The organism is Dissulfurimicrobium hydrothermale (assembly GCF_022026155.1).
Taxonomy (GTDB): domain Bacteria; phylum Desulfobacterota; class Dissulfuribacteria; order Dissulfuribacterales; family Sh68; genus Dissulfurimicrobium; species Dissulfurimicrobium hydrothermale.
Genome location: NZ_CP085041.1, coordinates 1,022,835 through 1,045,563, shown reverse-complemented (window position 1 = coordinate 1,045,563; position 22,729 = coordinate 1,022,835). Strand labels below are relative to the sequence as shown.

General features: G+C 49.9%; 22 protein-coding genes and 3 tRNA genes. 12 read left to right on the top strand and 13 right to left on the bottom strand.

Annotated elements, in window-relative coordinates:
* Positions 1 to 45: 45 nt before the first annotated feature.
* On the bottom strand, positions 46 to 372 hold the full coding sequence (locus tag LGS26_RS05100; RefSeq protein ID WP_237887565.1) for a hypothetical protein: 327 nt from the start codon (positions 370 to 372) through the stop codon (positions 46 to 48).
* Between the two features lie 142 nt (positions 373 to 514).
* On the opposite strand from LGS26_RS05100, the gene LGS26_RS05095 reads away from it, so the two are divergent.
* Positions 515 to 1,219 (top strand): hypothetical protein, encoded by a 705-nt coding sequence (locus tag LGS26_RS05095; protein ID WP_237887563.1) that lies wholly within the window; start codon positions 515 to 517, stop codon positions 1,217 to 1,219.
* Positions 1,216 to 2,400: a 3-dehydroquinate synthase gene (gene aroB / locus LGS26_RS05090; RefSeq protein WP_237887561.1), complete on the top strand. Its 1,185-nt coding sequence runs from the start codon at positions 1,216 to 1,218 to the stop codon at positions 2,398 to 2,400. The genes LGS26_RS05095 and aroB overlap by 4 nt, the downstream gene beginning before the upstream one ends.
* On the opposite strand, the gene LGS26_RS05085 is transcribed toward aroB, so the two are convergent.
* From LGS26_RS05085 to ndk, 5 genes are read right to left on the bottom strand one after another with little or no spacing between them, the layout of a single operon-like run.
* Entirely contained in the window at positions 2,360 to 3,463 is a 1,104-nt protein-coding gene (locus tag LGS26_RS05085) for a two-component system sensor histidine kinase NtrB (protein WP_237887559.1), read from the bottom strand. The genes aroB and LGS26_RS05085 overlap by 41 nt on opposite strands.
* A 25-nt stretch (positions 3,464 to 3,488) precedes the next feature.
* The gene (locus tag LGS26_RS05080; RefSeq protein ID WP_237887557.1) at positions 3,489 to 4,019 is read right to left on the bottom strand and encodes a YfcE family phosphodiesterase; all 531 of its coding nucleotides are present in this window, start codon (positions 4,017 to 4,019) and stop codon (positions 3,489 to 3,491) included.
* Positions 4,016 to 4,522 (bottom strand): methylated-DNA--[protein]-cysteine S-methyltransferase, encoded by a 507-nt coding sequence (locus LGS26_RS05075; RefSeq protein WP_237887549.1) that lies wholly within the window; start codon positions 4,520 to 4,522, stop codon positions 4,016 to 4,018. The genes LGS26_RS05080 and LGS26_RS05075 overlap by 4 nt, the downstream gene beginning before the upstream one ends.
* Positions 4,506 to 5,543: a thiamine-phosphate kinase gene (gene thiL / locus LGS26_RS05070; protein WP_237887547.1), complete on the bottom strand. Its 1,038-nt coding sequence runs from the start codon at positions 5,541 to 5,543 to the stop codon at positions 4,506 to 4,508. The genes LGS26_RS05075 and thiL overlap by 17 nt, the downstream gene beginning before the upstream one ends.
* Before the next feature lie 39 nt (positions 5,544 to 5,582).
* On the bottom strand, positions 5,583 to 5,996 hold the full coding sequence (gene ndk / locus LGS26_RS05065; protein WP_237887545.1) for a nucleoside-diphosphate kinase: 414 nt from the start codon (positions 5,994 to 5,996) through the stop codon (positions 5,583 to 5,585).
* Between the two features lie 260 nt (positions 5,997 to 6,256).
* Here ndk and LGS26_RS05060 point away from each other — a divergent pair.
* The 5 genes from LGS26_RS05060 (at position 6,257) to lon (ending at position 12,311) form a co-directional block, all read left to right on the top strand.
* Positions 6,257 to 6,341, top strand: a tRNA-Leu gene (locus LGS26_RS05060).
* 140 nt (positions 6,342 to 6,481) lie between these two features.
* On the top strand, positions 6,482 to 7,786 hold the full coding sequence (gene tig, locus LGS26_RS05055) for a trigger factor (RefSeq protein ID WP_237887543.1): 1,305 nt from the start codon (positions 6,482 to 6,484) through the stop codon (positions 7,784 to 7,786).
* A gap of 39 nt (positions 7,787 to 7,825) precedes the next feature.
* Positions 7,826 to 8,437, top strand: coding sequence for an ATP-dependent Clp endopeptidase proteolytic subunit ClpP (gene clpP, locus LGS26_RS05050; protein ID WP_237887536.1), 612 nt, complete (start codon positions 7,826 to 7,828; stop codon positions 8,435 to 8,437).
* Positions 8,430 to 9,689, top strand: coding sequence for an ATP-dependent Clp protease ATP-binding subunit ClpX (clpX, locus tag LGS26_RS05045; protein ID WP_237887534.1), 1,260 nt, complete (start codon positions 8,430 to 8,432; stop codon positions 9,687 to 9,689). Before clpP ends, clpX begins: the two co-directional genes overlap by 8 nt.
* Before the next feature lie 171 nt (positions 9,690 to 9,860).
* Entirely contained in the window at positions 9,861 to 12,311 is a 2,451-nt protein-coding gene (lon, locus tag LGS26_RS05040) for an endopeptidase La (RefSeq protein WP_237887532.1), read from the top strand.
* Positions 12,312 to 12,329: 18 nt separating this feature from the next.
* Here the strand turns inward: lon and LGS26_RS05035 are convergent, their stop codons facing one another.
* A complete protein-coding gene (locus LGS26_RS05035; protein ID WP_237887530.1) occupies positions 12,330 to 14,435 on the bottom strand; it encodes a peptidase U32 family protein in 2,106 nt (701 codons plus the stop codon).
* A 135-nt stretch (positions 14,436 to 14,570) separates the two neighbouring features.
* Between LGS26_RS05035 and LGS26_RS05030 the strand changes: the two genes are divergently transcribed.
* The 5 genes from LGS26_RS05030 (at position 14,571) to LGS26_RS05010 (ending at position 16,698) form a co-directional block, all read left to right on the top strand.
* Complete coding sequence (locus LGS26_RS05030) at positions 14,571 to 14,852, top strand: acylphosphatase (protein WP_237887528.1); 282 nt, start codon at positions 14,571 to 14,573, stop codon at positions 14,850 to 14,852.
* 88 nt (positions 14,853 to 14,940) lie between these two features.
* The gene (gene efp, locus LGS26_RS05025; RefSeq protein WP_237887526.1) at positions 14,941 to 15,504 is read left to right on the top strand and encodes an elongation factor P; all 564 of its coding nucleotides are present in this window, start codon (positions 14,941 to 14,943) and stop codon (positions 15,502 to 15,504) included.
* Positions 15,461 to 16,435 carry an EF-P lysine aminoacylase EpmA gene (epmA, locus tag LGS26_RS05020; protein WP_237887524.1) on the top strand — a complete coding sequence of 325 codons (975 nt, stop codon included), beginning with the start codon at positions 15,461 to 15,463 and terminating at the stop codon, positions 16,433 to 16,435. Before efp ends, epmA begins: the two co-directional genes overlap by 44 nt.
* 86 nt (positions 16,436 to 16,521) lie before the next feature.
* Positions 16,522 to 16,594: transfer RNA gene (locus LGS26_RS05015), tRNA-Lys, on the top strand.
* A 26-nt stretch (positions 16,595 to 16,620) separates the two neighbouring features.
* Positions 16,621 to 16,698 (top strand) — tRNA-Glu (locus tag LGS26_RS05010).
* A gap of 6 nt (positions 16,699 to 16,704) precedes the next feature.
* On the opposite strand, the gene LGS26_RS05005 is transcribed toward LGS26_RS05010, so the two are convergent.
* The 6 genes from LGS26_RS05005 to LGS26_RS04980 form a co-directional block, all read right to left on the bottom strand.
* Positions 16,705 to 17,592 carry a tetratricopeptide repeat protein gene (locus LGS26_RS05005; RefSeq protein WP_237887523.1) on the bottom strand — a complete coding sequence of 296 codons (888 nt, stop codon included), beginning with the start codon at positions 17,590 to 17,592 and terminating at the stop codon, positions 16,705 to 16,707.
* A gap of 10 nt (positions 17,593 to 17,602) precedes the next feature.
* Positions 17,603 to 19,201: a pilus (MSHA type) biogenesis protein MshL gene (gene mshL / locus LGS26_RS05000; protein WP_237887521.1), complete on the bottom strand. Its 1,599-nt coding sequence runs from the start codon at positions 19,199 to 19,201 to the stop codon at positions 17,603 to 17,605.
* Positions 19,201 to 19,770, bottom strand: coding sequence for a hypothetical protein (locus tag LGS26_RS04995; protein WP_237887519.1), 570 nt, complete (start codon positions 19,768 to 19,770; stop codon positions 19,201 to 19,203). Before LGS26_RS04995 ends, mshL begins: the two co-directional genes overlap by 1 nt.
* The gene (locus tag LGS26_RS04990) at positions 19,755 to 20,252 is read right to left on the bottom strand and encodes a hypothetical protein (RefSeq protein WP_237887517.1); all 498 of its coding nucleotides are present in this window, start codon (positions 20,250 to 20,252) and stop codon (positions 19,755 to 19,757) included. The genes LGS26_RS04995 and LGS26_RS04990 overlap by 16 nt, the downstream gene beginning before the upstream one ends.
* Positions 20,249 to 21,730: a hypothetical protein gene (locus LGS26_RS04985; RefSeq protein ID WP_237887516.1), complete on the bottom strand. Its 1,482-nt coding sequence runs from the start codon at positions 21,728 to 21,730 to the stop codon at positions 20,249 to 20,251. The genes LGS26_RS04990 and LGS26_RS04985 overlap by 4 nt, the downstream gene beginning before the upstream one ends.
* Before the next feature lie 157 nt (positions 21,731 to 21,887).
* Positions 21,888 to 22,718, bottom strand: coding sequence for an ExeA family protein (locus tag LGS26_RS04980; protein ID WP_237887514.1), 831 nt, complete (start codon positions 22,716 to 22,718; stop codon positions 21,888 to 21,890).
* Positions 22,719 to 22,729: the final 11 nt, after the last annotated feature.

Here is a 22,729-nt window from a genome sequence, read left to right as displayed (position 1 = left end):
TTCATCTCCATCCTGGTTTCAAGGCACTCGATGCGCCTCTTTCTGCTAATCACGTCTAACCACCGCATCATAGAGACGGTCGAGCCTCATATTTAAATTTTCTATTGCAAACCTGGCCCCGCCTAAACCGTTTAAAAGCTCAGACCTTGCCATCTCTATCCTTTCGTAACGCTCAGCTCTGACTTCATCTATGCATTTGTTGGTCTCATCAACACGGCGGTTGATATCTGAAAGCTGGATATTTATATCGTCAAGCCTTTTATTGGTAAGTTGGAGGATCGCCTTGATCTCTGAATTGTCGGCCTTTATGAGACTTATTTCAGGGACGATCAGCTCCTGAATGACCTTTTTCATGGTGTCTGTCATATCCATGATGGCTTCTCCCGCAGGATGCTTTATCTAAAATGTCTAACAAAAAGGGGCGGCATTGTCAAAAGCTATGTCTGTTGCCCAAAACCCGCAGGTTAAGATATAATCTCATATAATCTCAATAAATTCATAAAAAGGGCAAGACATGCCGGATGACATAGCAAAGGCCTTAGCCTATCAAGTAAAAAGAGAGATTGCCGCCAAGTACTTTGGCACGAGAAAGGCCATCGAAGGCGATATAGAGGCATTCAAAAATGCACTTGCCAAGGCCGATGCGTTTTACAACGAAAAGATCGGTGCCGACTTTGCAAGGATATATGACATCCTCTCAGAGAGGTCGCTTGTAGATCTGTTCGCTAGGGCAATAGGTCTCAGCGGTAGGATACCGTTTTACCCGGAATATAAATCAGGCGGACTGCAAATAAAAGAATGGCCTCAGGAAAGGGGATGGACGGTCTTTTCCCGACTCCTAAACCGCCTCAAAGACAGCTATCTCTGGCTCCACAGGGACATGATGAGATATCAGGACATGCTAAACGACCTTAAAGACGAGGCGCTGGTGATAAAGGAAGAGATCAAGGGATTTCAAGATAAGTTCGCCCTTGATGAGATAATAGGGTTCATAAATGCCCTGGACAGGGATGAGCTTTCGAATGTCTTGGGCGAGAACCTACGCGGCGACGAGATCGAGGCCCTCAACGCCAATCTTTACATACAGGGCCCGCCGGAGCCCGAAGAGGCCCTCGAGAAGGCGCTTGACCTGCCGGCCCCAGATAAGATAAAAGGGATTCTTAAAGAACTTGTCCAACAGGTCTATAATAATAAAAATATGGGGAACGATCCGTTATGATGGGTGAACCAGACGAAACAGGCGCCAGGTCTGATTTTAATTTTATCCGATACAAGGTCAATGTGCCGCTTGGAGAAAGGGCCTACAAGATCCTGATAGGACCAGGACTCCTGTCCGACGCTGCAGGACTTTTAAAACCGTATGTCCAATCCGGACGCTGCATAATCGTGACAGATACAAATATCGAGGGATACCTTGGGCGCGACCTGACGCACCTCCTTAGACAGGCCGGGCTTGATGCCGAGTTGATCTCATTTGAGGCTGGAGAGGCCTCGAAACGCATGGACACGGTGGTTGAGCTCGCGCGAAAGATGGTCGCATTAAAGGCGGACAGGGATACGGTCTTGATCGCCCTTGGCGGCGGGGTGGTTGGAGACGTAGCGGGGTTTCTCGCCTCCATCTACATGAGGGGGATTGCGTTCGTGCAGGCGCCGACCACACTTCTTGCCCAGGTTGACAGCTCTGTCGGCGGAAAGACCGGAGTAGATCTTCCGGAGGGCAAAAATCTCCTTGGGACATTTTACCAGCCCAGGCTTGTAATCGCGGACATTGCAACCCTTGCCACCCTTAACCAGCAGGAGATCAGAAATGGTCTGGCCGAGGTGGTCAAATATGCAATGATCAAAGACCCTGCCCTCTTTGATCTGCTTGAGGCAAGGCCATCGGACGCCTTGAATCTTGAGCCCGAGCTTATATCTCACATAGTTCGGACCTCTTGTAGGATAAAGGCCAAGGTCGTCTGTGCGGATGAACGGGAGGGTGGGCTTAGACGTATCTTGAACTTTGGGCACACGGCAGGCCATGCGATAGAGGCCGCTTCCAAATATGAGATGCCGCACGGTGAGGCCGTTGCAATCGGCATGATTGTTGCGATGCGACTCTCTGTGGCAAAGGGCCTCACGAACGACGCCGTGCTGAAACGGCTTGAAAGGCTTTTGAGATCGCTTGGGCTCCCTACCCGTATCCCGTCTCAGTTTCAAATCGACGAGATCATAACACTAACAGCGAGCGACAAGAAATCAAGGGGCGGCAGAATACACTTTGTGCTCTCAGGTGGCCCGGGCAGGGCCGTTATAACTGATGACGTAAGCAGAGAGGAGTTCTTTAACGCCATAGAGGCGTCAAAAGGGCCTGAAACGCTTAAAGAAGCTGCGTCCTTACCGCCCTCCTCCTCTCGCTGAGCAGATACAAATAGAGACTACTCCCCTTACCGAATTCAGAGCGTATCTCGATATGTCCGCCCTGCTCCTCCTGGATACGCTTTGCAAAAGTAAGTCCCATTCCTATATGCCCAGTTTTGGTGGTAAAAAACGGGTCAAAGACATGCGGCATGATACTAGGCCTTATCCCATCCCCTTGATCACTTATGACAAACATGAGCGTCCACGGTGGCTGGTCTGACGGCCTGACTTCCAAATCGACCACTCCGGAACCATCTGACCGGCACTTTTCGTAATATGACTCGCAGGCATTCAACAGTCCGGCAATAACCGCCTTTTTAAATGCGGCTACATCCACCAGTATCTCCTCTGTGCCGTTAAGGCCTTCCTGCATTGAAACATTATGTTTGAGGCCGTTCTCCAACGCCGCCTCTTTTACAATAGATGCCAGCTCATCTATGACTGAGCCGACAGGGATCGGCCTCGGATCGGGTTTTGCAAGCCTAATGAACTCCGTCAGGGTTGAAAGCAATAGTTCAAGCCTCATACACTCCTCCAGAATGACCTGAACGTAATCCCTTTTAGGCATATCTATCTTTGCAAGGCGTCTTGCAAACCCACCTATGGTCAAGATCGGGTTTCTGATCTGATGGCTTATATCGTCGAGCATATGGCCGAGAAAGATCATGCGCTCAGACTTACTCAGCAGGCGCTCCAGACCCTTCAACTTGGTTATGTCATGGACGATGACAACAACCGCCTTGCCTTCCCCTGTCTCAAGCATAGATGTGGAGACGAGCCCCATGAAAAAACCCGAATCCCTCTTCAGAAGCATAGCCTCAGTCTCGAATTCACCATCCCTCCGCGTAATGTTGATGACATTCTCTGCCAATATGTCCCTGTCCTCAGGCATAAACAGCGCCTTAAAAGGAAGACCGACAAGGTCTCGATCATCTGCAGAAAACATCTCGATGGCCCTCCTGTTTGCAGATGAGATTAGTCCGCCTTCATCCACAAGGATTATCGCACCGTTTATGCTGTCGAAGATCATGGAAATAAGTCTTGAATCAGCACCAGATATCATTACCGCACCGCCTTAAGGTTCCTTATTACACCGAACCGTCAACGAAGATACGCTCAATCCTGAAGGGTCTTATGTCATCGACATTGCCGGCGTCTGAAATCTCAACCAAGGCCCAGCCGGGCTGCTCCTTTCTCCCCAATATCTCGCCTGGGTTTAAAAGGAGCGTGCCGCCCATGTCTTCCATAAACCATCTGTGAGTATGGCCGAAACAGACCAGACGAAAATCGCCCGAACGCGCGATGTGACCGGCCTCCAACGGGTCATGGATAAAGGCTATAGACATACCCAAGACCTCAACCCGCCCAAAACACCCATGAAACTCCACACGGTCAGACCTTGAAAGCACACTCTTCATCAAGAGTATCTGATCCCCTGGATTGTTGCCGAGGATCAAATGGAGCCTGCCGTTAAACCTGTCAAACTCCTCAAGCATGAACGGTGAGACCATGTCGCCACAATGGATCATCAGCTGGACGCCAAGCCTGTTCGCCTGCTCGATCGCCTTTCTCGTATTCCAGACATGGTCGTGACTATCACTTATAACTGCTAACCTCATCTTAAACCACCCATTTCACATTCATATCTCAAAAGGAGTCTCTTGATCTCTATGCCGCAGGAATATCCGCCAAGCCAACCGTTCTTGCCCACTACTCTGTGGCACGGCACAAGTAGAGGCAATGGGTTTGCCTTAAGCGCCTGTCCTACAGACCTAGGTGATCCGCATCCAAGTCTCTCCGCAAACCCGCCGTAGGTAAGTACAGTGGCATAGGGTGCAGCGGTCAGGAGGGCCGTCCATACCTTTATCTGGAACAAACTCCCCCTGACCTCGGCAGGCACAATATTGCGTGGATCAGCACCATCAAGGACCGCCATAAGGCCCTCCTTCAACCCTGAAGGAGGGATGCCCTCTATTTCACCGTCGGGCCTTTCGCGGCTGCGCATCCTCAAGTCAAGCCTAATAAGATATCCGTCTTTCCAATATGCCTCGACCTCTAAGACCTCACCCAAAAGCTTAAGATAAAATAGCTCTCGTCCCCCTACCTTAGATCTCGTGCCCATAACCACAAAAAGTTATATCGATCAAACGTCCATTCAAACGGAGGATTACCCCGCTTCCGCCGGTCAAGGTCATGCGTCCTATCCTGAACGGATAATGGCCCAACGCGCTGGCTGCAATCCTGAGCATCGCCTGCTCATCCTCGGCTGAAACGGTCCACAAAAGCTCAAAGTCTTCCCCGCCCGAAACGGCAAGACCGATCGGCGAAAGACCGAATAACCTTGAAACAGACCTGACGGCCCTCGAAATGGGGAGCAACGACGCGTCCAGTTCAGCCCCAAGCCCAGAGGCCCTGCAGATATGAGCGAGATCGGTTGCCACGCCGTCTGACAAATCAATAGCCGAACAAACGAGTCCGCTCGCAGCAAGGGCCATTCCCAAACCGACCCTAGGTTCAGGGTCAATATGCCTCTCGACAAGCCGACTTATGCATCGCCCTCTCACGATGCCTTTCATTGCATCGCAATGGGCATAACGCCTCAAATAATAAAGACCGGCTGCAGCATCGCCTAAATAACCTGAACAATAGATTATGTCTCCTGGACGCGCGCCCGAACGCCTCAACCGATTGCCAGACTGACCGCCAGATACCGGCTCTCCTATCAAAGTCAAAGTCACTGAGAGGTCATGCGGGGCGCTTACTGTATCTCCACCGGCCAAAACCGCACCAAATGCAGAAAGTTTGGACAACAACCCATCTGTAAAACGATCCCAGAATCCTGATGGAAGGCCAGGACGGGAGGCTATATTCAAAAAGGCCCAACGGGGTTTGGCGCCCATAGCGGCTATGTCGCTCAAATTCACTCCGGCGGCCTTTCTGCCCAGATGCCACGGATCAAAATAGGCAAGATCAAAGTGAACCCCCTCTACCAAGGTATCAGTGGTTACCACAAGTAGGCCGCCGTCTTTCCGTATGAGCGCACAATCATCTCCTATGCCAGCCATCAGGTCAGGATCAGAACCATGGGCAGCAGCCTTTTGGGCCAGCCTCGATATAAAATCAATTTCACAGCCCCGATTCAAGATATCGTATCCTTTAAGCAAGGGGATTAAAAAATCCCGTTAAACTAGTTCAAGGGTGCTGAAGAAATATGCTATCTCCTTCGCCGCATTCCCAGGCGAATCTGAACCATGGACTATGTTCTTTTCTATGTCGCTTGCAAAATCGGCCCTTATCGTACCAGGCTTCGCCTCTTTGTAATTCGTAGCCCCCATCAATTCACGATTCCGCCTGATCACATCCTCGCCTTCCAGTACCATGACGACGACCGGGCCGGACGACATGAAGTCTGTAAGGCTCCCGAAAAATGGTTTGTTTTTGTGAACTTCATAAAACCCTTCAGCCTCTTTTTTTGTCATTTTAAGCATCTTCATGGCGACGATCCTGATACCCGCCTTTTCGAAGCGGTTGATAACTTCTCCAATAAGACCCCTTGATACGCCATCCGGCTTGATGATTGAAAGCGTACGTTCCATTGCGGTATTCTCCTCGTTGATTTATCGCACATTATCCATCATAGTCCGACTGAATCGGCATCTTCCTGCAAGGACGGCCGTGGCATCTTGTCAGAAAGAAAAGGCCGGGCCCAACCGGACGGTTAACAGAAATTTCATGGTCATGATAAATTTTAAATAAATCGTTAAAAGATATTTTTTATACCTGAAAAACCCATCTGTGCAAGCACATTTCTTGACTTCAATTTTGGCCTGGATTAGATTGCACTATGCGTTCGAGTGCGAGAGTGGCGGAATTGGTAGACGCACTGGACTTAGGATCCAGCGGGGCAACCTGTGCGAGTTCGAATCTCGCCTTTCGCACCATTTTGATTTAAATCCAAGATGAATGGCTGAGCTACGGATCTCTTTTGCAGTTGCACCAAGGCCTTCAGCCGTATCGCCAAATCGAACAAAGACATAACACCGGGCCGTATAAATTAAAATTAAGAAAGGGAACAAAATCGATGAAGGTAACCATAGATGAGATAAGCCCTGTTCAAAAACGCCTTTCAGTCGAAATATCGTCTGATGTAGTTTTGAAGGAGCTTAACGAGACCTATGCCAAGCTCAACAAAAAAGTCAAGATAAAGGGATTTAGGCCCGGCAAGGTGCCACGCAAAATAATAGAAAAATTTTATAGCGATCAGGTAAAAAGCGAAGTTATAGATACGCTTATCAGCAAGACCCTGCCAAAGGCCATCGAAGATGCAAGGCTTATCCCTATTCTACACCCTCAACTGGATTCGGCCTCCCCAATAAAGGCTGGCGAGACCTTTTCCTACTCCGTAACTGTAGATCTCTGGCCGGAATTTGAGGTCACTGATTATAAAGGGATCGAAATCGAAAAACCAGAAATCACCGTAACCGACCAAGAAGTGGAGGAACAGCTCGAGGCCCTGAGACGGCACTTCGGGGCCATAGAGGCAGTCGAAGAAGACCGCCCTCTTGAGACGAACGACATCGCCATAATAGACTATTCTGGCGAAATAGATGGTGAGCCGGTGGAAGGACTGGATGAAAAGGATTATTATTTGGAGGTAGGCAAGGGCTATTTCAATGAGGAATTCGAGAGAGCCATAATAGGTATGGCAGTAGGATCTGAAAGGACAATAGAGATCACATATCCCGATGATGCAATAAACGAAAAGGTTGCAGGCAAGACGGTCTATTACAATGTCGTTTTAAAAGGCATAAAAAAACGGATATTGCCCGAATTGAACGACGAATTCGCCCAAAAATTCAGCCCAGACTACAAAACCATAGATGACCTCAGGGAGCGTCTCAAAAAACAGATCTTGGCAGACAAAGAAGAGGCCGTACGATCAAGTCTTAGAAACCAGATACTCGACAAGCTCGTATCAGGGGTTGATTTCCCTGTACCGGAACGTCTCATCGAGGCAAAACTTGATCAAATGATAGACAATATCTCGGGCCATCTTCATGAACGGGGGGTCGATCTAGAAAAGGCAGGCATATCTCAAGACAGACTCAAGGAAAAGATGCGCGAAGACGCGATAAAACAGGTAAAGACAGAGCTCATCCTAGACAAGATAGCGGACAAGGAGGATGTCAAGGTAGAAAATGAAGAACTGGCAAGACATATCGACCAAAGTTCAACACAGATAGACAGGGAAGAGCTGCTGGCTGCGCTCGTCCAGCATGTACTACCCAAACTGCGTGCAAAAAAGACCCTTGATCTCCTCCTTGAACACGCGGTCATAAGACAGGCGGCTTCCGAGGCCGATGCCATGGATCAGACTAGAGACTAATTTATCGAAAAAAAAAGACTAAGGAGAAGATTGACTTAAATGCCTTTAATACCCATTGTTATAGAACAAAGCCCGAGGGGTGAAAGGGCCTATGATATCTATTCGAGGCTCCTGAAGGAACGGATAGTCTTCCTGGGCGGCCCGATAGACGATGACATGGCTGACCTAGTAATCGCTCAGCTCCTATTTCTGGAGGCCGAGGACCCGAAACGAGATATAACACTCTATATAAATTCTCCCGGCGGTATCGTGACGGCCGGACTCGCAATCTATGACACTATGCAGTACATAAAATGTGACGTAAGCACACTGTGTCTTGGTCAAGCGTCCAGCATGGGTGCGTTTCTTCTGGCCGCAGGCGCAAAAGGCAAGCGTTATTGCCTCCCTAATGCCAGGATACTCATCCACCAGCCGATGGGTGGCTTCCAAGGCCAGGCGACCGACATAGACATACATGCGAGAGAGATATTGAGGCTGCGCCAGAGATTGAACGAGCTGCTGGCGGTCCATACAGGTCAACCCCTGGGAAAGATACAGGAAGACACCGAGAGGGATTATTTCATGGGAGGGGAGGAGGCTAAAAATTACGGCCTCATAGACAAGGTAATCACGAAACGCATCTCCCCTCAGGAGGACAAGTCAAATGGCTAAAAAGAAAGACACTGAAGTACAAACTGATCTGCGTTGTTCATTCTGCGGCAAGGGTCACGACGAGGTAAGAAGGCTTATTGCTGGCCCGAACGTATATATATGCGATGAATGTATAGAGCTTTGCAACGACATAATCGCCGAGGAATACGACAAGGCAGACGACCCCGAGAACAAGGCCTCGAAATCCCTTAAACCGGCCGATATCAAGGCCCTATTGGACGAATATGTTATAGGGCAAGAGACTGCCAAGAAGATATTGTCCGTTGCAGTGCACAACCACTATAAACGTATCGATTCAAAAGCAGACACAGGGGATGTCGAACTACAAAAGAGCAATATACTCCTGATAGGCCCTACAGGGAGTGGGAAGACCCTGCTCGCCCAGACGCTCGCCAAGATATTGAATGTGCCGTTTACCATAGCCGACGCCACCACACTTACGGAAGCTGGCTATGTAGGCGAAGATGTGGAAAACATCATTCTCAATCTCCTTCAGGCCGCAGACTATGACGTAGAGCTGGCAAGCAGGGGAATCGTCTATATAGACGAGATCGACAAGCTGGCAAGGAAGACCGATAGCCCATCCATTACGAGGGACGTATCCGGAGAAGGTGTACAACAAGCCCTTCTAAAGATAATCGAGGGTACCATGGCCAACGTCCCGCCAAAAGGCGGTAGAAAGCACCCTCAGCAGGATTTTGTAAAGGTGGATACCACCAACATACTCTTTATCTGCGGCGGTGCATTCGTCGGGCTTGACAGCATAGCAAAGGCACGCATGGGAAGTGCATCAATAGGATTCGGCGCCGATGTTCACGGTGCAAGAAATATTATGTTGAGCGAAATACTGCAAAATATTCAACCCGAAGACCTGATCAAATACGGTCTGATACCCGAGTTTGTAGGCCGCATGCCTGTAGTGGCTGCACTTGAGGAATTAGACGAAAATGCACTGATAAGGATACTCAAGGAACCCAAAAACGCCCTCATAAAACAATTCCAAAAACTCTTCGCAATGGATAATATCGATCTCCATTTTACCGATGGGGCGATAAAAGCCATTGCACAGGAGGCAATAAAACGAAAAACTGGTGCAAGAGGGCTCAGGGCGATCCTAGAACAGGCCATGCTCAATGTCATGTATGAACTTCCTTCACGAGAAGGCATTAGGGAGTGCGTGGTAAGCGAGGACGTAATCATCAACAAAGCAGAACCGGTGCTACTCTATGAACCGAAGGCCCAGACATCTTGAAAAAGATATATTTCCAAGGCCATCGCTCAACTATAGCGCATGGGTTTCATTCTCGAAGCCATCGGCTTGAAGCGAGGCCGAGGAGATGGTCTTGTCGGAATCGGGTGCAAAATGCGCCTCGGATAAAAACTACGGGCTGGCGGGCCCTTAAACACGCAAGGTAAAAGACATATGCAGACCAGCGCAAAACAATCCATCTCAAAAGATGACCCCGAAATCATCAAGGCCGCCCTCATACCCTTGAGGGACATAGTCCTCTTTCCTCACATGGTAACCCCCCTGTTTATAGGGAGAGAAAAATCCGTTCAAGCCATTGAAGACGCGATGGCCTCCAAGCAACAGATATTTCTCGCCGCTCAAAAAGATGCAAAGATAGACGACCCAAAGGAACACGATATATACAAGATCGGCACGCTCGGCACCATCCTCCAGCTTTTGCGTCTGCCGGACGGCACGGTAAAGGCACTTATAGAAGGCGATCAGCGGGCCGTAATAAGACGCTTTATACCCAATGCCAGTTATTTTATGGTTGAGGTGGAGCCACTCCATCACTCTATTAACAAACACACGGAAACGGAAGCGCTCACAAGGCTCGTACTGAGCGCCTTCGATGAATATGTCAAACTCAACAAAAAAATAGCCCCAGAAGTGGCCATCTCTATCTCGTCCATTACCGACCCAGCAAGGCTTTCAGACACCATCGCAGCCCATATACCTTTAAAAGTCGCTGATAAACAGGCCATCCTTGAACAGGTACAGCCTGAAAAACGCCTTGAGCGGCTCTACTCCCTCATGCGCACCGAGATCCAAATAATGCTTACTGAACAACGGATAAAAGACCGTGTCAGAAAGCAGATGGAAAAGAATCAAAAAGACTACTATCTAAATGAGCAGATCCGCGCCATCCAAAAAGAAATAGGCCAAAAAGACGACACTCAGGGCGATATCAGGGAACTCGAACAGAAGATAAGACGAAAAAAGCTCCCAAAGGAGGCCTCTGCCAGAGTAAGGCATGAACTCAAAAAATTGAAGATGATGCCGCCCATGTCTGCAGAGGCCACAGTCGTAAGAAACTATATAGACTGGATTATATCCCTGCCGTGGTTTGAAAAGACGACAGACAAACACGACATAGAGGCGGCTGAAAACATCCTTAACGAGGACCACTTCGGCCTCGAAAAACCGAAGGAGAGGATTCTTGAACACCTTGCTGTCCAATCTCTGGCGAAGAAGATAAAGGGTCCGATACTTTGTCTCGCCGGGCCGCCTGGGGTTGGAAAGACATCCTTAGCCAAGTCCGTAGCGAGGGCCATGGGAAGAAACTTCGTCCGCCTCTCGCTGGGTGGAATAAGGGACGAAGCTGAAATCAGGGGACACAGAAGGACATATATAGGCGCCCTGCCAGGCAAGATTATCCAATCCCTCAAAAAAGCTGGCTCTTCAAACCCGGTCTTTTGTCTAGACGAGGTCGACAAAATGAGCACTGACTTCCGTGGGGACCCGGCTGCAGCACTCCTCGAGGTGCTTGATCCTGAACAAAATGTCTCGTTTAACGACCACTATCTTGACCTTGACTATGATCTGTCAAGCGTACTCTTCATCACAACGGCCAATACCTTACACACCATACCCATCCCTCTCCAGGACAGGATGGAGATCATAGAACTGCCTGGCTATACAGAAGAAGAAAAACTAGAAATCGCCAAGGGCTTTCTGATCCCACGCCAATTAGAGGCACATGGTCTCAATCCAGAGCAATTGCAGATAACCGATAAGGTAATACTTGAGATCATCCATTCCTATACGAGGGAAGCTGGCGTAAGGGGCCTTGAACGGGCCCTGGCCTCCATCTGCCGCAAGGTGGCGAAGGAGATAGTCAAAAACACCGGGGAAGAGACAAAACAAATAAAAGTAGCATATTCATCAATTACCCGCTATCTAGGTGTTGCGCGATATAGACACGGGCAATCCGAAGAAACAGACCAGACCGGCGTTGCCGCCGGCCTTGCCTGGACAGAGACAGGAGGGGCCCTCCTCCAGATAGAGGCGGTTATTATGCCGGGCAAAGGCAACCTTACAATAACCGGTAAGCTGGGCGATGTGATGCAAGAATCCGTGCAGGCTGCGATGAGCTATGTCCGTTCACGGGCCCACCAGTTCAGGCTCCCTTGGGACTTCTATCAAAAAGTTGACATCCACGTCCATGTACCTGAAGGGGCTATCCCTAAAGACGGTCCATCGGCCGGTATAACTATAGCCACGGCTATCGTATCCGCACTGCTCAAGATCCCGGTCAGACACAGCGTGGCAATGACAGGCGAGATAACCCTGAGGGGACGGGTGCTACCTATAGGCGGGCTCAAAGAAAAACTCCTTGCTGCCAAACGAAGCGGCATAGAGACCGTTCTCATACCAAGCGAAAACGAAAAAGACATGAAGGAAATCCCGGCCAAGGTGACTAAGGGGCTCAAAATAGAAATGGTTGAAAATATGGACGAGGTCTTGAGCAAGGCAATGGCCGTAAATGACGCTGACAAGCTCTTTAGCGTGCATGACGTCCTTGAGGCCCCTGACTGGTTTGTAATACAGGGTATAAAACCGGAAGAGATGCACACCCACTGATTTCTTAAGGCCGCTTGACTATTCCAATCTATCAAAGAAATTAAAGGCCTTTGCCGGGATACGAAGCAGGGCAGGACCGCCGGTTCTGCCGCGCGGCATATGTTTGGATTTAATCCGATATGAAAGATCTATAATCCAGATGGAAAAGCCGGCATCTTTCAGCTCGGCTTGTTTGTTGAGAAGCGAAAACGGCTTTTCGGACAAGAGAACCCCTCTACCTGCCTCCCTGTGCCAATAAAAACGTTCCCCCTTGGGACTGATTATAGGCCCGAGATAGTTGAAGTTCTTGAGGGCGATGCGACTCGTGACAACTGGTATGTATGAAAAGACTGTAAATGCAGTCTGTACGAAAGGGGCCGAGTTAGTAGCACATCTTGCATTTTCCTGATCCGTCTCGATGGAAAATTGAGGGATGTCCACACCAAGTCCCTTGGCGCCTATAAGGGCCTGTGAGTTCAACAAATTCAGGGTATAGAAACCGAATATAGTGGCTTTACGCCTCTGTCTTTTCAGATCCTTGTCAGAAAGGACCTCTTCCAAGACAGCAAGGGCACCGAGATTGGCTACTTCAAACTTGCCGAAACCCTGCCTGACGAGACGCTTCAATGCCTCTTTATAAAAGGCCATTTCGGCTTCATGGATGATGGCCGGGAGAGACCAGACGATTTCCATGTCATTGAGCCATGTCCGCACCCTGCCCTTTAATGACCTTAAATTCCAAGGTGTTATAGGTAGTATTGCCCCCTTAATATCAAAATCCTTTGTAAGGGTGAGGGCGCGCGGTTCTGGAATTCTGACCCAGACATCTATTGAGGCCTGTTTTTTAACAAATCTACCAGCCTCGGACGACCTGAGTCCCGCAGGCATATTCATGAGGACATCCTGTGCCTCAATATGCGCCTTTTTCATAATGGCTGTAAACGAGGCCTTGTTTACCATGTAGACCCTGGCAGCAGATCTCTCAAAACCAATGCCTCTCGCCGTGTCGGCGCGGAATATCAACGCACCTCTCGGGTCTTTTAGCAATCCACCGGTCTTTATCCAGACCTGGCCATCTTCTGTCTCAATAAGACCGGTACACAAAAAACTCTGCTGGCTTTTCCTATCCCGATAAACTATGCGCAAGCGGTCGCCAAGTTCCAGATCGAGCCTAACGTCCACAAGGAGCTGCCCCCTTTTATAGTCAAGCACCTTGCCAATAAATACACCGGTATTTGTCATACGCCAGGGGAGGATCGCGTCTCCTGGCGTATCGTTATGAAAATACCCTTTTGTATATGCACGGCCGAACGCACCTTGGACTAGCTCCCATGCTGCGGAAAGCACATCGACATCTCCTGGGTGGTCGATCACCATCCTGTATGCCTTGACCACCGAGGCCACATAACTAGGAGGCCGAAGCCTACCTTCTATTTTCAATGATCTTACCCCGATGCGTCTCAGGTCATCCACCACGTCGAGGCCGGAAAGATCCCCCATGGAGAAATAAGCGCCTGTCTTTCCCTCCCATGTATAACGGCGACGGCATGGCTGGACACAGCGGCCCCTTAGACCCGATTTTCCACCGAAATAGCTGCTGAAGAAACACAATCCAGAATAACTGAAACACATGGCACCGTGGACAAAAACCTCTGTCTCTATTGCTGCGGCGACTGCAGCCGCACTTATCTCATCGAGGGTCATCTCTCTCGCGAGCACCACTCGACTGAAATCCATCCGTTTGGCCATCTTTACGCCGTAGGAATTGTGAACGGCCATCAGGGTACTTGCATGAAGACGAAGCCCTGGAAAATACCTCCGCGCAAGCCGCCAGAGACCAAGGTCCTGAATGATCAGGGCATCCACCTTGATTGCCTCAAGGGCCGAGAGCACGCCAACGGCCTTCGGGATCTCATCCTCTCTCACAAGGGAATTCATGGCCACAAAGACCTTTCTGCCCCTTGAGTGCGCAGCGTCCGTAAGGCCAGCCACCTCTTCAACAGAAAAATTCCTGGCAAGCGCCCTTGCATTAAGGTCTTTAAGCCCTAGATATACAGCGTCCGCACCGTTTTCAATCGCGGCCCAGAAGGTCTCATTGGTCCCAGCCGGCGCAAGCAATTCAATCTCTTTTGACATGATCGTCATGATATCAAGGATTACATCAAAGGAAAACTAAAAAAACATGCCGGATCATCATTCCTCAAAAAAACAAACCTTGCCCTTCTCAAAATCGGAAATTATAAAATTAATATAAAATAATAATGATGCGGAGGCACGATCATGGGTATTCAGAGACGTATCCACGCATTCATAAGCGGGAGGGTGCAAGGTGTATTTTACAGGGCATCCGCAATGGATAAGGCTATGCAGTTGGACCTTACAGGCTGGGTGAAAAATCTTGCCGACGGCAGAGTGGAACTCGTAGCCGAGGGATCGTCCGAGGCCATAGACGCGTTCATATCATGGTGCCGCAAAGGGCCGCCGTATGCCCACGTGACCAACATCGAGGTGCAGGAACAGGAAGCTACAGGGGAATTCGACCGTTTTTCGATGCGATATTGATTGATGAATCGGCAGCTACACTACTTGAATTTTCCCTATTTCTATTTTATTGATGGCTTTCGCAAAAAATAAAACCGGAGACAAGCCAATGTATGATTCTTCAGACTTGAGAAAGGGTTTAAAGATAGTAATCGATGGAAACCCATATCTCATTACCGATTTTCAATTCTCGAAACCGGGCAAGGGCCAGGCGCTTTACAGATGCAAACTTAAAAATATGATAACTGGATATACCATAGACCGCACCTATCGCTCAGGCGAAAAATTTGAGCCTGCAAACCTTGAAGAAAGACATATGCAGTTTCTCTACAAAGACGGGGATGGCTACCACTTCATGGATACCGTCAAGTTCGATCAGGTGAGCATGACGGAATCCCAGGTCGGTGAGGCAAAAAACTTCCTGAAAGAAAATACAGAGGTTGACATCCTTTTCTTTGAGGGCAATCCCATAGACGTATCGCTTCCGATATTCGTCGAGCTGCAGGTTATAAAATCCGATCCCGGGGTAAGGGGCGATACAGCCACAGGCGCCACGAAGCCGGCCACCCTTGAGACAGGCTACGAAATACAGGTACCCCTCTTTATCGAAGAGGGAGAGGTTCTGAAGATTGACACCCGCACGGGCCAATATGTCGAGCGGGTCAAGAAATAACGGACGAGTAGCCAGACACGAAAGGCTCAAGATCCGTTCAAAGATTATATCGGCCATACGCTCATGGCTTGAAGGAGAAGGGTTTCTGGAGGTGCACACCCCAATCCTTGTAAATACACTCGCCCCTGAACCGTATATCGAGACATTTCGGACGACCGACGTCCATGGCAGCGGATCCATGTACCTCATTCCATCCCCTGAGTTGAATCTCAAGCGCCTTTTGAGCGAAGGACTAAACCGCATCTATCAGCTTGGACCTGTCTTCCGAAGGGGCGAGCGCGGAGACAGGCACCTACCGGAATTTACTATGCTTGAATGGTACAGGACAGACGCTGATTACAAAGATCTCATGGCTGACTGCGAAGCCATATTACAGACTACAGCCAAGGCAATCGGTCTGGACGGAGAAGGGGTTGTTTACGGACGAAATGTCATAGACATAAGGCCGCCTTTCACCCGCCTTACCGTTGAAGACGCCTTCATAAGATATGCAGGTTGGTGTCCAGGCCCATGGCCTGATCCGAACAGATTTAATGAAGACATGGCGACAAAGATCGAGCCCGGCCTTCCTAAAGACAGACCTATCTTTCTTATGGACTATCCAGCTTCGTGTGCTGCAATGGCAAGACCTAAACCCAGCAATCCATCTGTTGCAGAGAGGGTTGAGCTCTATATAGGCGGGATTGAACTTGCGAACGGCTTTTCGGAACTAACAGACAGATACGAATTGGAAGAGAGGTTCAGAGAGTGGACGATAGCAAGAAAAAGACTTGGTTTTAGAGATTATCCATGGCCGCAAAGGTTTATTTCCTGTCTCGACAGTCTTAAACCATGCGCAGGGATGTCTCTTGGAGTGGACAGACTTGTGATGCTGCTTACCAATACATCAAGGATCGATGACGTCATCGCCTTCACACCGGAAGTTTCATAAGGCGTACCAGCAAGGCGCCCGATCGAGCTTGACAAGACCTGTTTGTCATGATAACCATAGCGGTCTATTTAACAGGGCTTTGAGCTGGGCCGTTAACTCAGGAGGTAGAGTATCTGCCTTTTAAGCAGAGAGTCGCTGGTTCGAGTCCAGCACGGCCCACAACAAACGCCGCGACAAAAAAATGAGTCCCCGTCGTCTAGCCAGGTCCAGGACACAAGCCTTTCACGCTTGCAACACGGGTTCAAATCCCGTCGGGGACGCCATCTCCATTACGGCACCTTGCCATTCTCCCCTTCTTTTTCTCTGGCCAAATTGAGATTGAATCTTATATCCATATCAGCAGGGGCCTTTTTTAAGGCCTCCTGTAGGACCTGTTCCGCCTCTTTCGTCCTGCCCAGCACCAAAAGCGCTGCACCCAGATTGTTGGCCACATCTACATCACCGGTTTTACGCCAGATGGTCCTATACAACCTAACCGCATCTTCCATCCGCCCAGCCAGCCTATATTCTTCAGCCTGCTGGATCAGACTTTTCTGGATCAAGTCCGTCGTATTCTCGGGCTGTGAGATGTGTGCAACTGGCAAACGCTGCCGGGAGACGCCTGTTGCGCCATTTTCAGGCACGGCATCTTCTTCTTTGGAAACATAAACCCTGTTCCGTGCATCCTTTTGGATGCTATGGTCTATTTGACCTACATACGGCTCACAAGCGGTATCTCCAGCCTTGGTCGCCATAAAACCATATAACGCAGCTGTTGGCATTGAGACCTTATTTTTCAAGTCTTCGCTGGGCATGGATGGTGAGACAGTCTGCACTGCAGACGATTGGGCGACCTTATCCCTACCGATCCGTCGGATCTGGGTCTGTGCGGACGGCGCCATATTGTCCGTGCCATTAGCGGCCTTGCCATGGGATATATTATTTAGACCTGTCACAGCGGTCTTCCCTGCCGCCCCTACCCTCCACCACAGATTAATGGAGACGATAAAGCCGAGACCGACTGCTACAAAAAACAACACTACCAGGAGTGGGGCTACCCATACGGGTCTCTTGGCATGCCTTTCGCCATCGTCCCTTTCCGCCAGATAGTGAAGTGTCTCATGACCTCCGCCTTCACGCGTCTCCAGTTCCTTCAATGCATCAAAAAGTCTGCTCATTCCCTAATTATCAAATTATCTTTACCTGCATAAGGATCACGAGTTCCACACGTTTATTGCTCTCGATATTGTATTTGAAAGCCTTGCCGACATATGGTAGACGGTCTAACAGTGGCACACCAGAGCCCTTGTCCTCCTTCCGCTCCTGAATAAGCCCGCCAAGAATCACCATCTCTCCGGACCTGACTCGGAGTACGGTGGAGGCCTCCCTTAGATCCACCTTAGGAAAGGTATATCGGTTCCCGCCGGTGAACTCCCGCTCTTCAAGCGAGATGAGATCGCTCTTTATCGGCACTATATGAAGTGTCACGAAACCATCACCTTCTATGACCGGCGTTACACCCAAAAGAACGCCGTCGAAGATGGAGCTGATCTCGGCCGTAGTGGTTGAAGTAGTGATGCCGCCGCCGGTGCCGCCAGATGTCAGGTTCTGTTGAAGACTTTTGAGGTATGATACCGACTGGCCGACGCTTATGACGGCCGACTGGCCATTCATAACCTTCAGCCTGGGGTTTGAGAGGGTCTTGACATTCCCATACTGCTCAAGGGCGTGGAGCACCGTACTTACATCATAATAACGCTGGGACAGATGGAGGCCATACAACAAGCCATTTGCAGTCGTAGTACTATTTACTATGAATTTGGCACCCGTTGTCTGGAGCGGACTCCTGCTCAGCGTCGCCTCAAGATTGCTCCAGTCAACGCCTAGTTCATGCCCTGACGTAAGCTGCACCTCTAGGAGATTCGCCTCTATAAGCACCTGACGCCTGTATTTCGAACGAAGCGCTCTGAGATAGACGCCTATCTCGTCGACAATCCTCGGTCTCGCCTTTACAAGCAACGTCCCTGTCTGACGGTTTAAAAAGAAAGATCCACCATCACCGATCCGCTCCTTAAGCGAGTCCTCCAAACTTTTGTAGATATCCGTAACTTTATCAGCTGTCTGACCCGTGAGTTCAAAACTTCCGGTTAGCGGGGTAACGACGTTATTGGCGTTATTGGCACCCCCTGCCGAACCGCTTGATGAACCACTTGCGCCGATACTGCCATAACCTCCGCCAAGGACATCGCCGCCTACGGTAAATTTTGACTGACGCACAGAGGCCAAAAAATCAAGATTAAATACCTTTTGAACCGTAGCAGTTACATAGATCGTGCCCTCAGACTCGTGCCACGATATATCCAGCGCCCTGCATACTGAATCCAAGACATCACGGACAGGCCTCTCTTGGTATTCCGCCGTAAGCGTCCTGTTGTCCTTGAGTATTGCATCAACAGCTGGATCGATAACAAGATTAAGCCCGGCCGCCATCGCAAGGGCCTGCAAGATATTTTTGTAATCCTCGGAATTAAAGGAAAGTGTCACGATCTGCGTATCAAGCGGACTTAGGGACTTAAACCTAGGGGCTTGATCGATCGGCCCGTCTTTATCATTAGCGACATCATTAGCGACGCTCGGCTGGGCGGAAAGATCCTGCGTCGCCGGAACAATATGTGCAACGGGTTGTCCCTTTTCGAGACCGGGGCCAAGTGCACAACCGCCGATAAGCATAAAGGCCGCTATCAAAACAATCAACGGGCAATAAAAAGAGACTGTCTTTCTCTTCATCAGGCGCTCCCTCTCCCCCTTGCCTTAGATCTGGCACCAGGCCGATCGCCAGATGAGATGCCGTCACTGCTATCTTCCGGTCTCAGAGCAATGGTTTCCTTCTGCCCTGGTTTGAGAAATATACGACCGGCATCTGTATCAAACCAGGCCCCACCCTGTTCAATCTTTTGAACAGTGAATCCAGCCCATTTCTCTCCCTCTCTGAGGAGTCTGCCGTTCACCCGACAGTAACGCCCACGATCAGTGACCACGACGAGACTCAGCACAAGCTCTTCAAGCATGGGCTGGGGTTTGCCGGCCCCGGTTGCTATTATATGCGCCTGTCTCCCAAATGGATCAAACGGGCCGGCTGCGACAAGACCATAGACACTTGGGCATCGCCCCTTTACAGATTCCGCCTGCGGCACTTTGATGGATATGTCAGGCAACGGCGGAAACGAGACAAAGGGACCTTTCCCCTCTCCTGACTCATAACCCGACAACATAGCGAAAAGACTCAGCATTACAAGACACGACAAAGGCCCTGCAACCAACAACCAGTCCTTAAACTTGTCTAACGGCACAGGCATAAAAAATATCCCTTTATACGAAATGTCATTTTCCCACCGGTTTCCTGACTTGGCCCATCAGATGTAGGCTGCCGGCCCTGCACGCCTGACTCATCATAGTTTATTTTGTCTTCATGTCCAGCAAAAAAGGATTCAAGGACAAAAGGTCGATCGTGAAGATAAAGACCGTATAGTCTGCGCATGAGCTCTTCAAAAGTTATGTCATCCCATATAATATCGGCACGCTCCCAGATGATAGGCGTGTCATTCCCTGCAGAGGCGGCAGGCATATATTTGGCCTTCAAGGCCTTGAAAAGCTGCAGGCGCCCTTTCATTGTATTTATAGATGCCTCTTCATTCGCTATAACCTGAATGGCCTTCTCAAGCCCTGTCTTCTTTGCAATGGCATCGGTCATGAACCAGACCGATGCAGCAAAAAATATCACCGCTGCCATCTCCAGTACAACGGTCATGAAAGATGGGGTCGGAATATGCTGTCTCATGACCTACCACCTTTCCATAACAACAGACAATGAAGCCGACCAAGGCCTTCCTGCTCGTCGTATTCCCAATGGGAACCTCTGATTGCAAACAGATCGCTGCACTGGATGGCCCTGACGATCCCATTGAACCTATCCCTGCACTGCCCGTAATCTCCTGATGAAACGAGGCTCATCTTGATATCAAACGGCCTTTTAAAGAAATCTTGCACATCTTCACCTGCCCCCACCATAGTCTGCAAGACGCCGCCCTGGGTTTGAGCCTGTGCAGGGCCGGATTGTGTAACTTGAGGCCGACGCGGAACACCATCCTGGGTCTGGAGCGGCATCCTCTCAATCTCAAGTGCTGAGATGCTGACGCCTTCCGGGATGGCCTGCGTCAGCGCTGACACCATGGCATCAAGTCTTGGCTGTCTCTCATATTCGGCCATGAGATTAATAAATCTTTGAAGGGCATCCCTCTCCTGTTCCCGAGGCAACATCTTTTGAAGGACATCCCTCTCCTGGACAACTATCCTTTTACGCCCTTGCATCTCGAACCTAAGTCTTGCGTTTATGTCTTTATCAATATACAGCCCAGCCGCCCACAAGACAGCGGCTCCGACCGCGGCGACTGCAGCCGCCCACTGCGATACTGTCTGGGTATGCCACGAAATACGCCACAATGCAGGGACAAAATCAAAGACCCTGTCTATAAATAGACCTCCAAACAACTCTGGATATCTTGGTATTAAAGATGGATCGCCGGCATTGAAAAAGGCGCCCCAATCAGGCACCCAGATGCTATATTCCCCTATTGTCTCCGGACAAAGATGACTGTTTGGCCCCAATATAACAATCTTTTTTATATCGACATCATGGACACGGCGGACAGTCTGGAGGACGATATCAAATGTATTTGCAAGCATAGTCCCGCCAAAGCGTCCTTCAGGGGCTGGTGGAACAAACTGGAGATGGACCGGGATGCCGTTTTGAGCTACGATTAGTTCGAGACCGCTGTCAAAAAAGCAGGCAGCAAGCACCGGCTCAGGCGTAAGGACCTTCAAGAACGCCGAAATGGCCGCAATGGCAGGGGTTACCACATACAACCTCACGCCTTGTCTAAACCCCAGCGACAGAAAAGGTTCAAGGTCTTCTTTCGGCAGGCCCAAGATGGAATAAAGTACCTGTCCATGACGCATACCTACAGGTCTTGCGCAATGTACGATGTCACCATGTCCATCAAGCAAAAGCCCGGCCTGTCTCAAACGATCGTTTATCTGTAGCGTAAATAGCCTGCGCTGCGTCCGATGGAATGTATCATAGAGCATATATGTCCGGCTTGAACGCAAGACCAACATTATATCGCCTGATCTTGCCGGTGCGTCCCCGCTTATCTCCTCTATCCCGCCAAAGACAGGGCGCCTACCGCGTCTCAAGACGGCGAGACAGACCCAGGCGCCGTCGCTCTTGCGCTCCGCGATAAGCAAAGGCCTCCGCATGGCTATGCCTCCTCTGTATGGCTGAGATCATCATGCCGGCAAGGGGACCATAGGCGGCATCGACATGACCTGTAAGCAGGATGCCCATTGAACGAAAAAAGGCATGACGGCCACAGCCATGTCAATTGTACAAGGATCTTAAATGGACAGGTCATCCTCACGGCCTTAAACCCCCAAAAAACAAAAAAGCAGCCCATGCGATAAATATCAGCAGAAAGACGCCAGACGTCAGAAATACGACCTTCTTGCCCGATCCCCAGCTGGAACTAGGTCGGATCGCCCTTGGAATAGGCATTGTCTCGCACGCCGCGTTTATGTCCTTGGGCCCTATGGTAAGCCTGCCGTGGGAACTTGCCATAAGAAGGGCCCTGTCCATGATCTTGTTTATCAGGCGCGGGACACCCTGACTCGCCGCATAGAGGCGCGAAAGTGCCCCTGAATCAAGCCTTATATCGGCCCTCCCGGCCTTTGCAAGCCTGAAACCTATGTAATCCCCCATCTCCTCTCTGGTAAAAGGCCTGAGCTCTTCCCTTACCACGATCCTCTGAACGAGTTGCCCAAGTCTCGGATCATAAAGGATCGAATCCAGCTCAGGCTGTCCGATCAGGAGTATCTGCAAGAGCTTTCGCCTGTCAGTCTCTATATTTGACAGCAAGCGCAGCTGTTCAAGCGTATCAACCGGCAGGTTTTGGGCCTCATCCACCACGATGAGGAGATCCTTTCCCTTTGAGGCAAGATCAAGGACCGCCGACTGAAAATGCTTTAGCAACAAAGCCAGATCATCTGATCCCCCGTCATATGGATGCCCCATTTCATCCAAAATGAGCCTTAACAGGCCTGGGGGATTCACTGCAGGACTCACCACCACGACGGGCAGCTTGTCAGGATGCAGCCCCTCAAGAATCAGCCGCAAGGTCAAGGTTTTACCGGTACCGGCAGGACCTACCAGTACCATAAAACCCTCGCCCCTTTCTATAGCAAATTTCAAAACCTCCTTTG

Bases quoted from the DNA above. Each gene is read 5' to 3' on its own strand.
- LGS26_RS05100 (WP_237887565.1), bottom strand. From the start codon at position 372: ATGGATATGACAGACACCATGAAAAAGGTCATTCAGGAGCTGATCGTC.
- LGS26_RS05095 (WP_237887563.1), top strand. From the start codon at position 515: ATGCCGGATGACATAGCAAAGGCCTTAGCCTATCAAGTAAAAAGAGAG.
- aroB (WP_237887561.1), top strand. From the start codon at position 1,216: ATGATGGGTGAACCAGACGAAACAGGCGCCAGGTCTGATTTTAATTTT.
- LGS26_RS05085 (WP_237887559.1), bottom strand. From the start codon at position 3,463: ATGATATCTGGTGCTGATTCAAGACTTATTTCCATGATCTTCGACAGC.
- LGS26_RS05080 (WP_237887557.1), bottom strand. From the start codon at position 4,019: ATGAGGTTAGCAGTTATAAGTGATAGTCACGACCATGTCTGGAATACG.
- LGS26_RS05075 (WP_237887549.1), bottom strand. From the start codon at position 4,522: ATGGGCACGAGATCTAAGGTAGGGGGACGAGAGCTATTTTATCTTAAG.
- ndk (WP_237887545.1), bottom strand. From the start codon at position 5,996: ATGGAACGTACGCTTTCAATCATCAAGCCGGATGGCGTATCAAGGGGT.
- tig (WP_237887543.1), top strand. From the start codon at position 6,482: ATGAAGGTAACCATAGATGAGATAAGCCCTGTTCAAAAACGCCTTTCA.
- clpP (WP_237887536.1), top strand. From the start codon at position 7,826: ATGCCTTTAATACCCATTGTTATAGAACAAAGCCCGAGGGGTGAAAGG.
- clpX (WP_237887534.1), top strand. From the start codon at position 8,430: ATGGCTAAAAAGAAAGACACTGAAGTACAAACTGATCTGCGTTGTTCA.
- lon (WP_237887532.1), top strand. From the start codon at position 9,861: ATGCAGACCAGCGCAAAACAATCCATCTCAAAAGATGACCCCGAAATC.
- LGS26_RS05035 (WP_237887530.1), bottom strand. From the start codon at position 14,435: ATGACGATCATGTCAAAAGAGATTGAATTGCTTGCGCCGGCTGGGACC.
- LGS26_RS05030 (WP_237887528.1), top strand. From the start codon at position 14,571: ATGGGTATTCAGAGACGTATCCACGCATTCATAAGCGGGAGGGTGCAA.
- efp (WP_237887526.1), top strand. From the start codon at position 14,941: ATGTATGATTCTTCAGACTTGAGAAAGGGTTTAAAGATAGTAATCGAT.
- LGS26_RS05005 (WP_237887523.1), bottom strand. From the start codon at position 17,592: ATGAGCAGACTTTTTGATGCATTGAAGGAACTGGAGACGCGTGAAGGC.
- mshL (WP_237887521.1), bottom strand. From the start codon at position 19,201: ATGAAGAGAAAGACAGTCTCTTTTTATTGCCCGTTGATTGTTTTGATA.
- LGS26_RS04995 (WP_237887519.1), bottom strand. From the start codon at position 19,770: ATGCCTGTGCCGTTAGACAAGTTTAAGGACTGGTTGTTGGTTGCAGGG.
- LGS26_RS04990 (WP_237887517.1), bottom strand. From the start codon at position 20,252: ATGAGACAGCATATTCCGACCCCATCTTTCATGACCGTTGTACTGGAG.
- LGS26_RS04985 (WP_237887516.1), bottom strand. From the start codon at position 21,730: ATGCGGAGGCCTTTGCTTATCGCGGAGCGCAAGAGCGACGGCGCCTGG.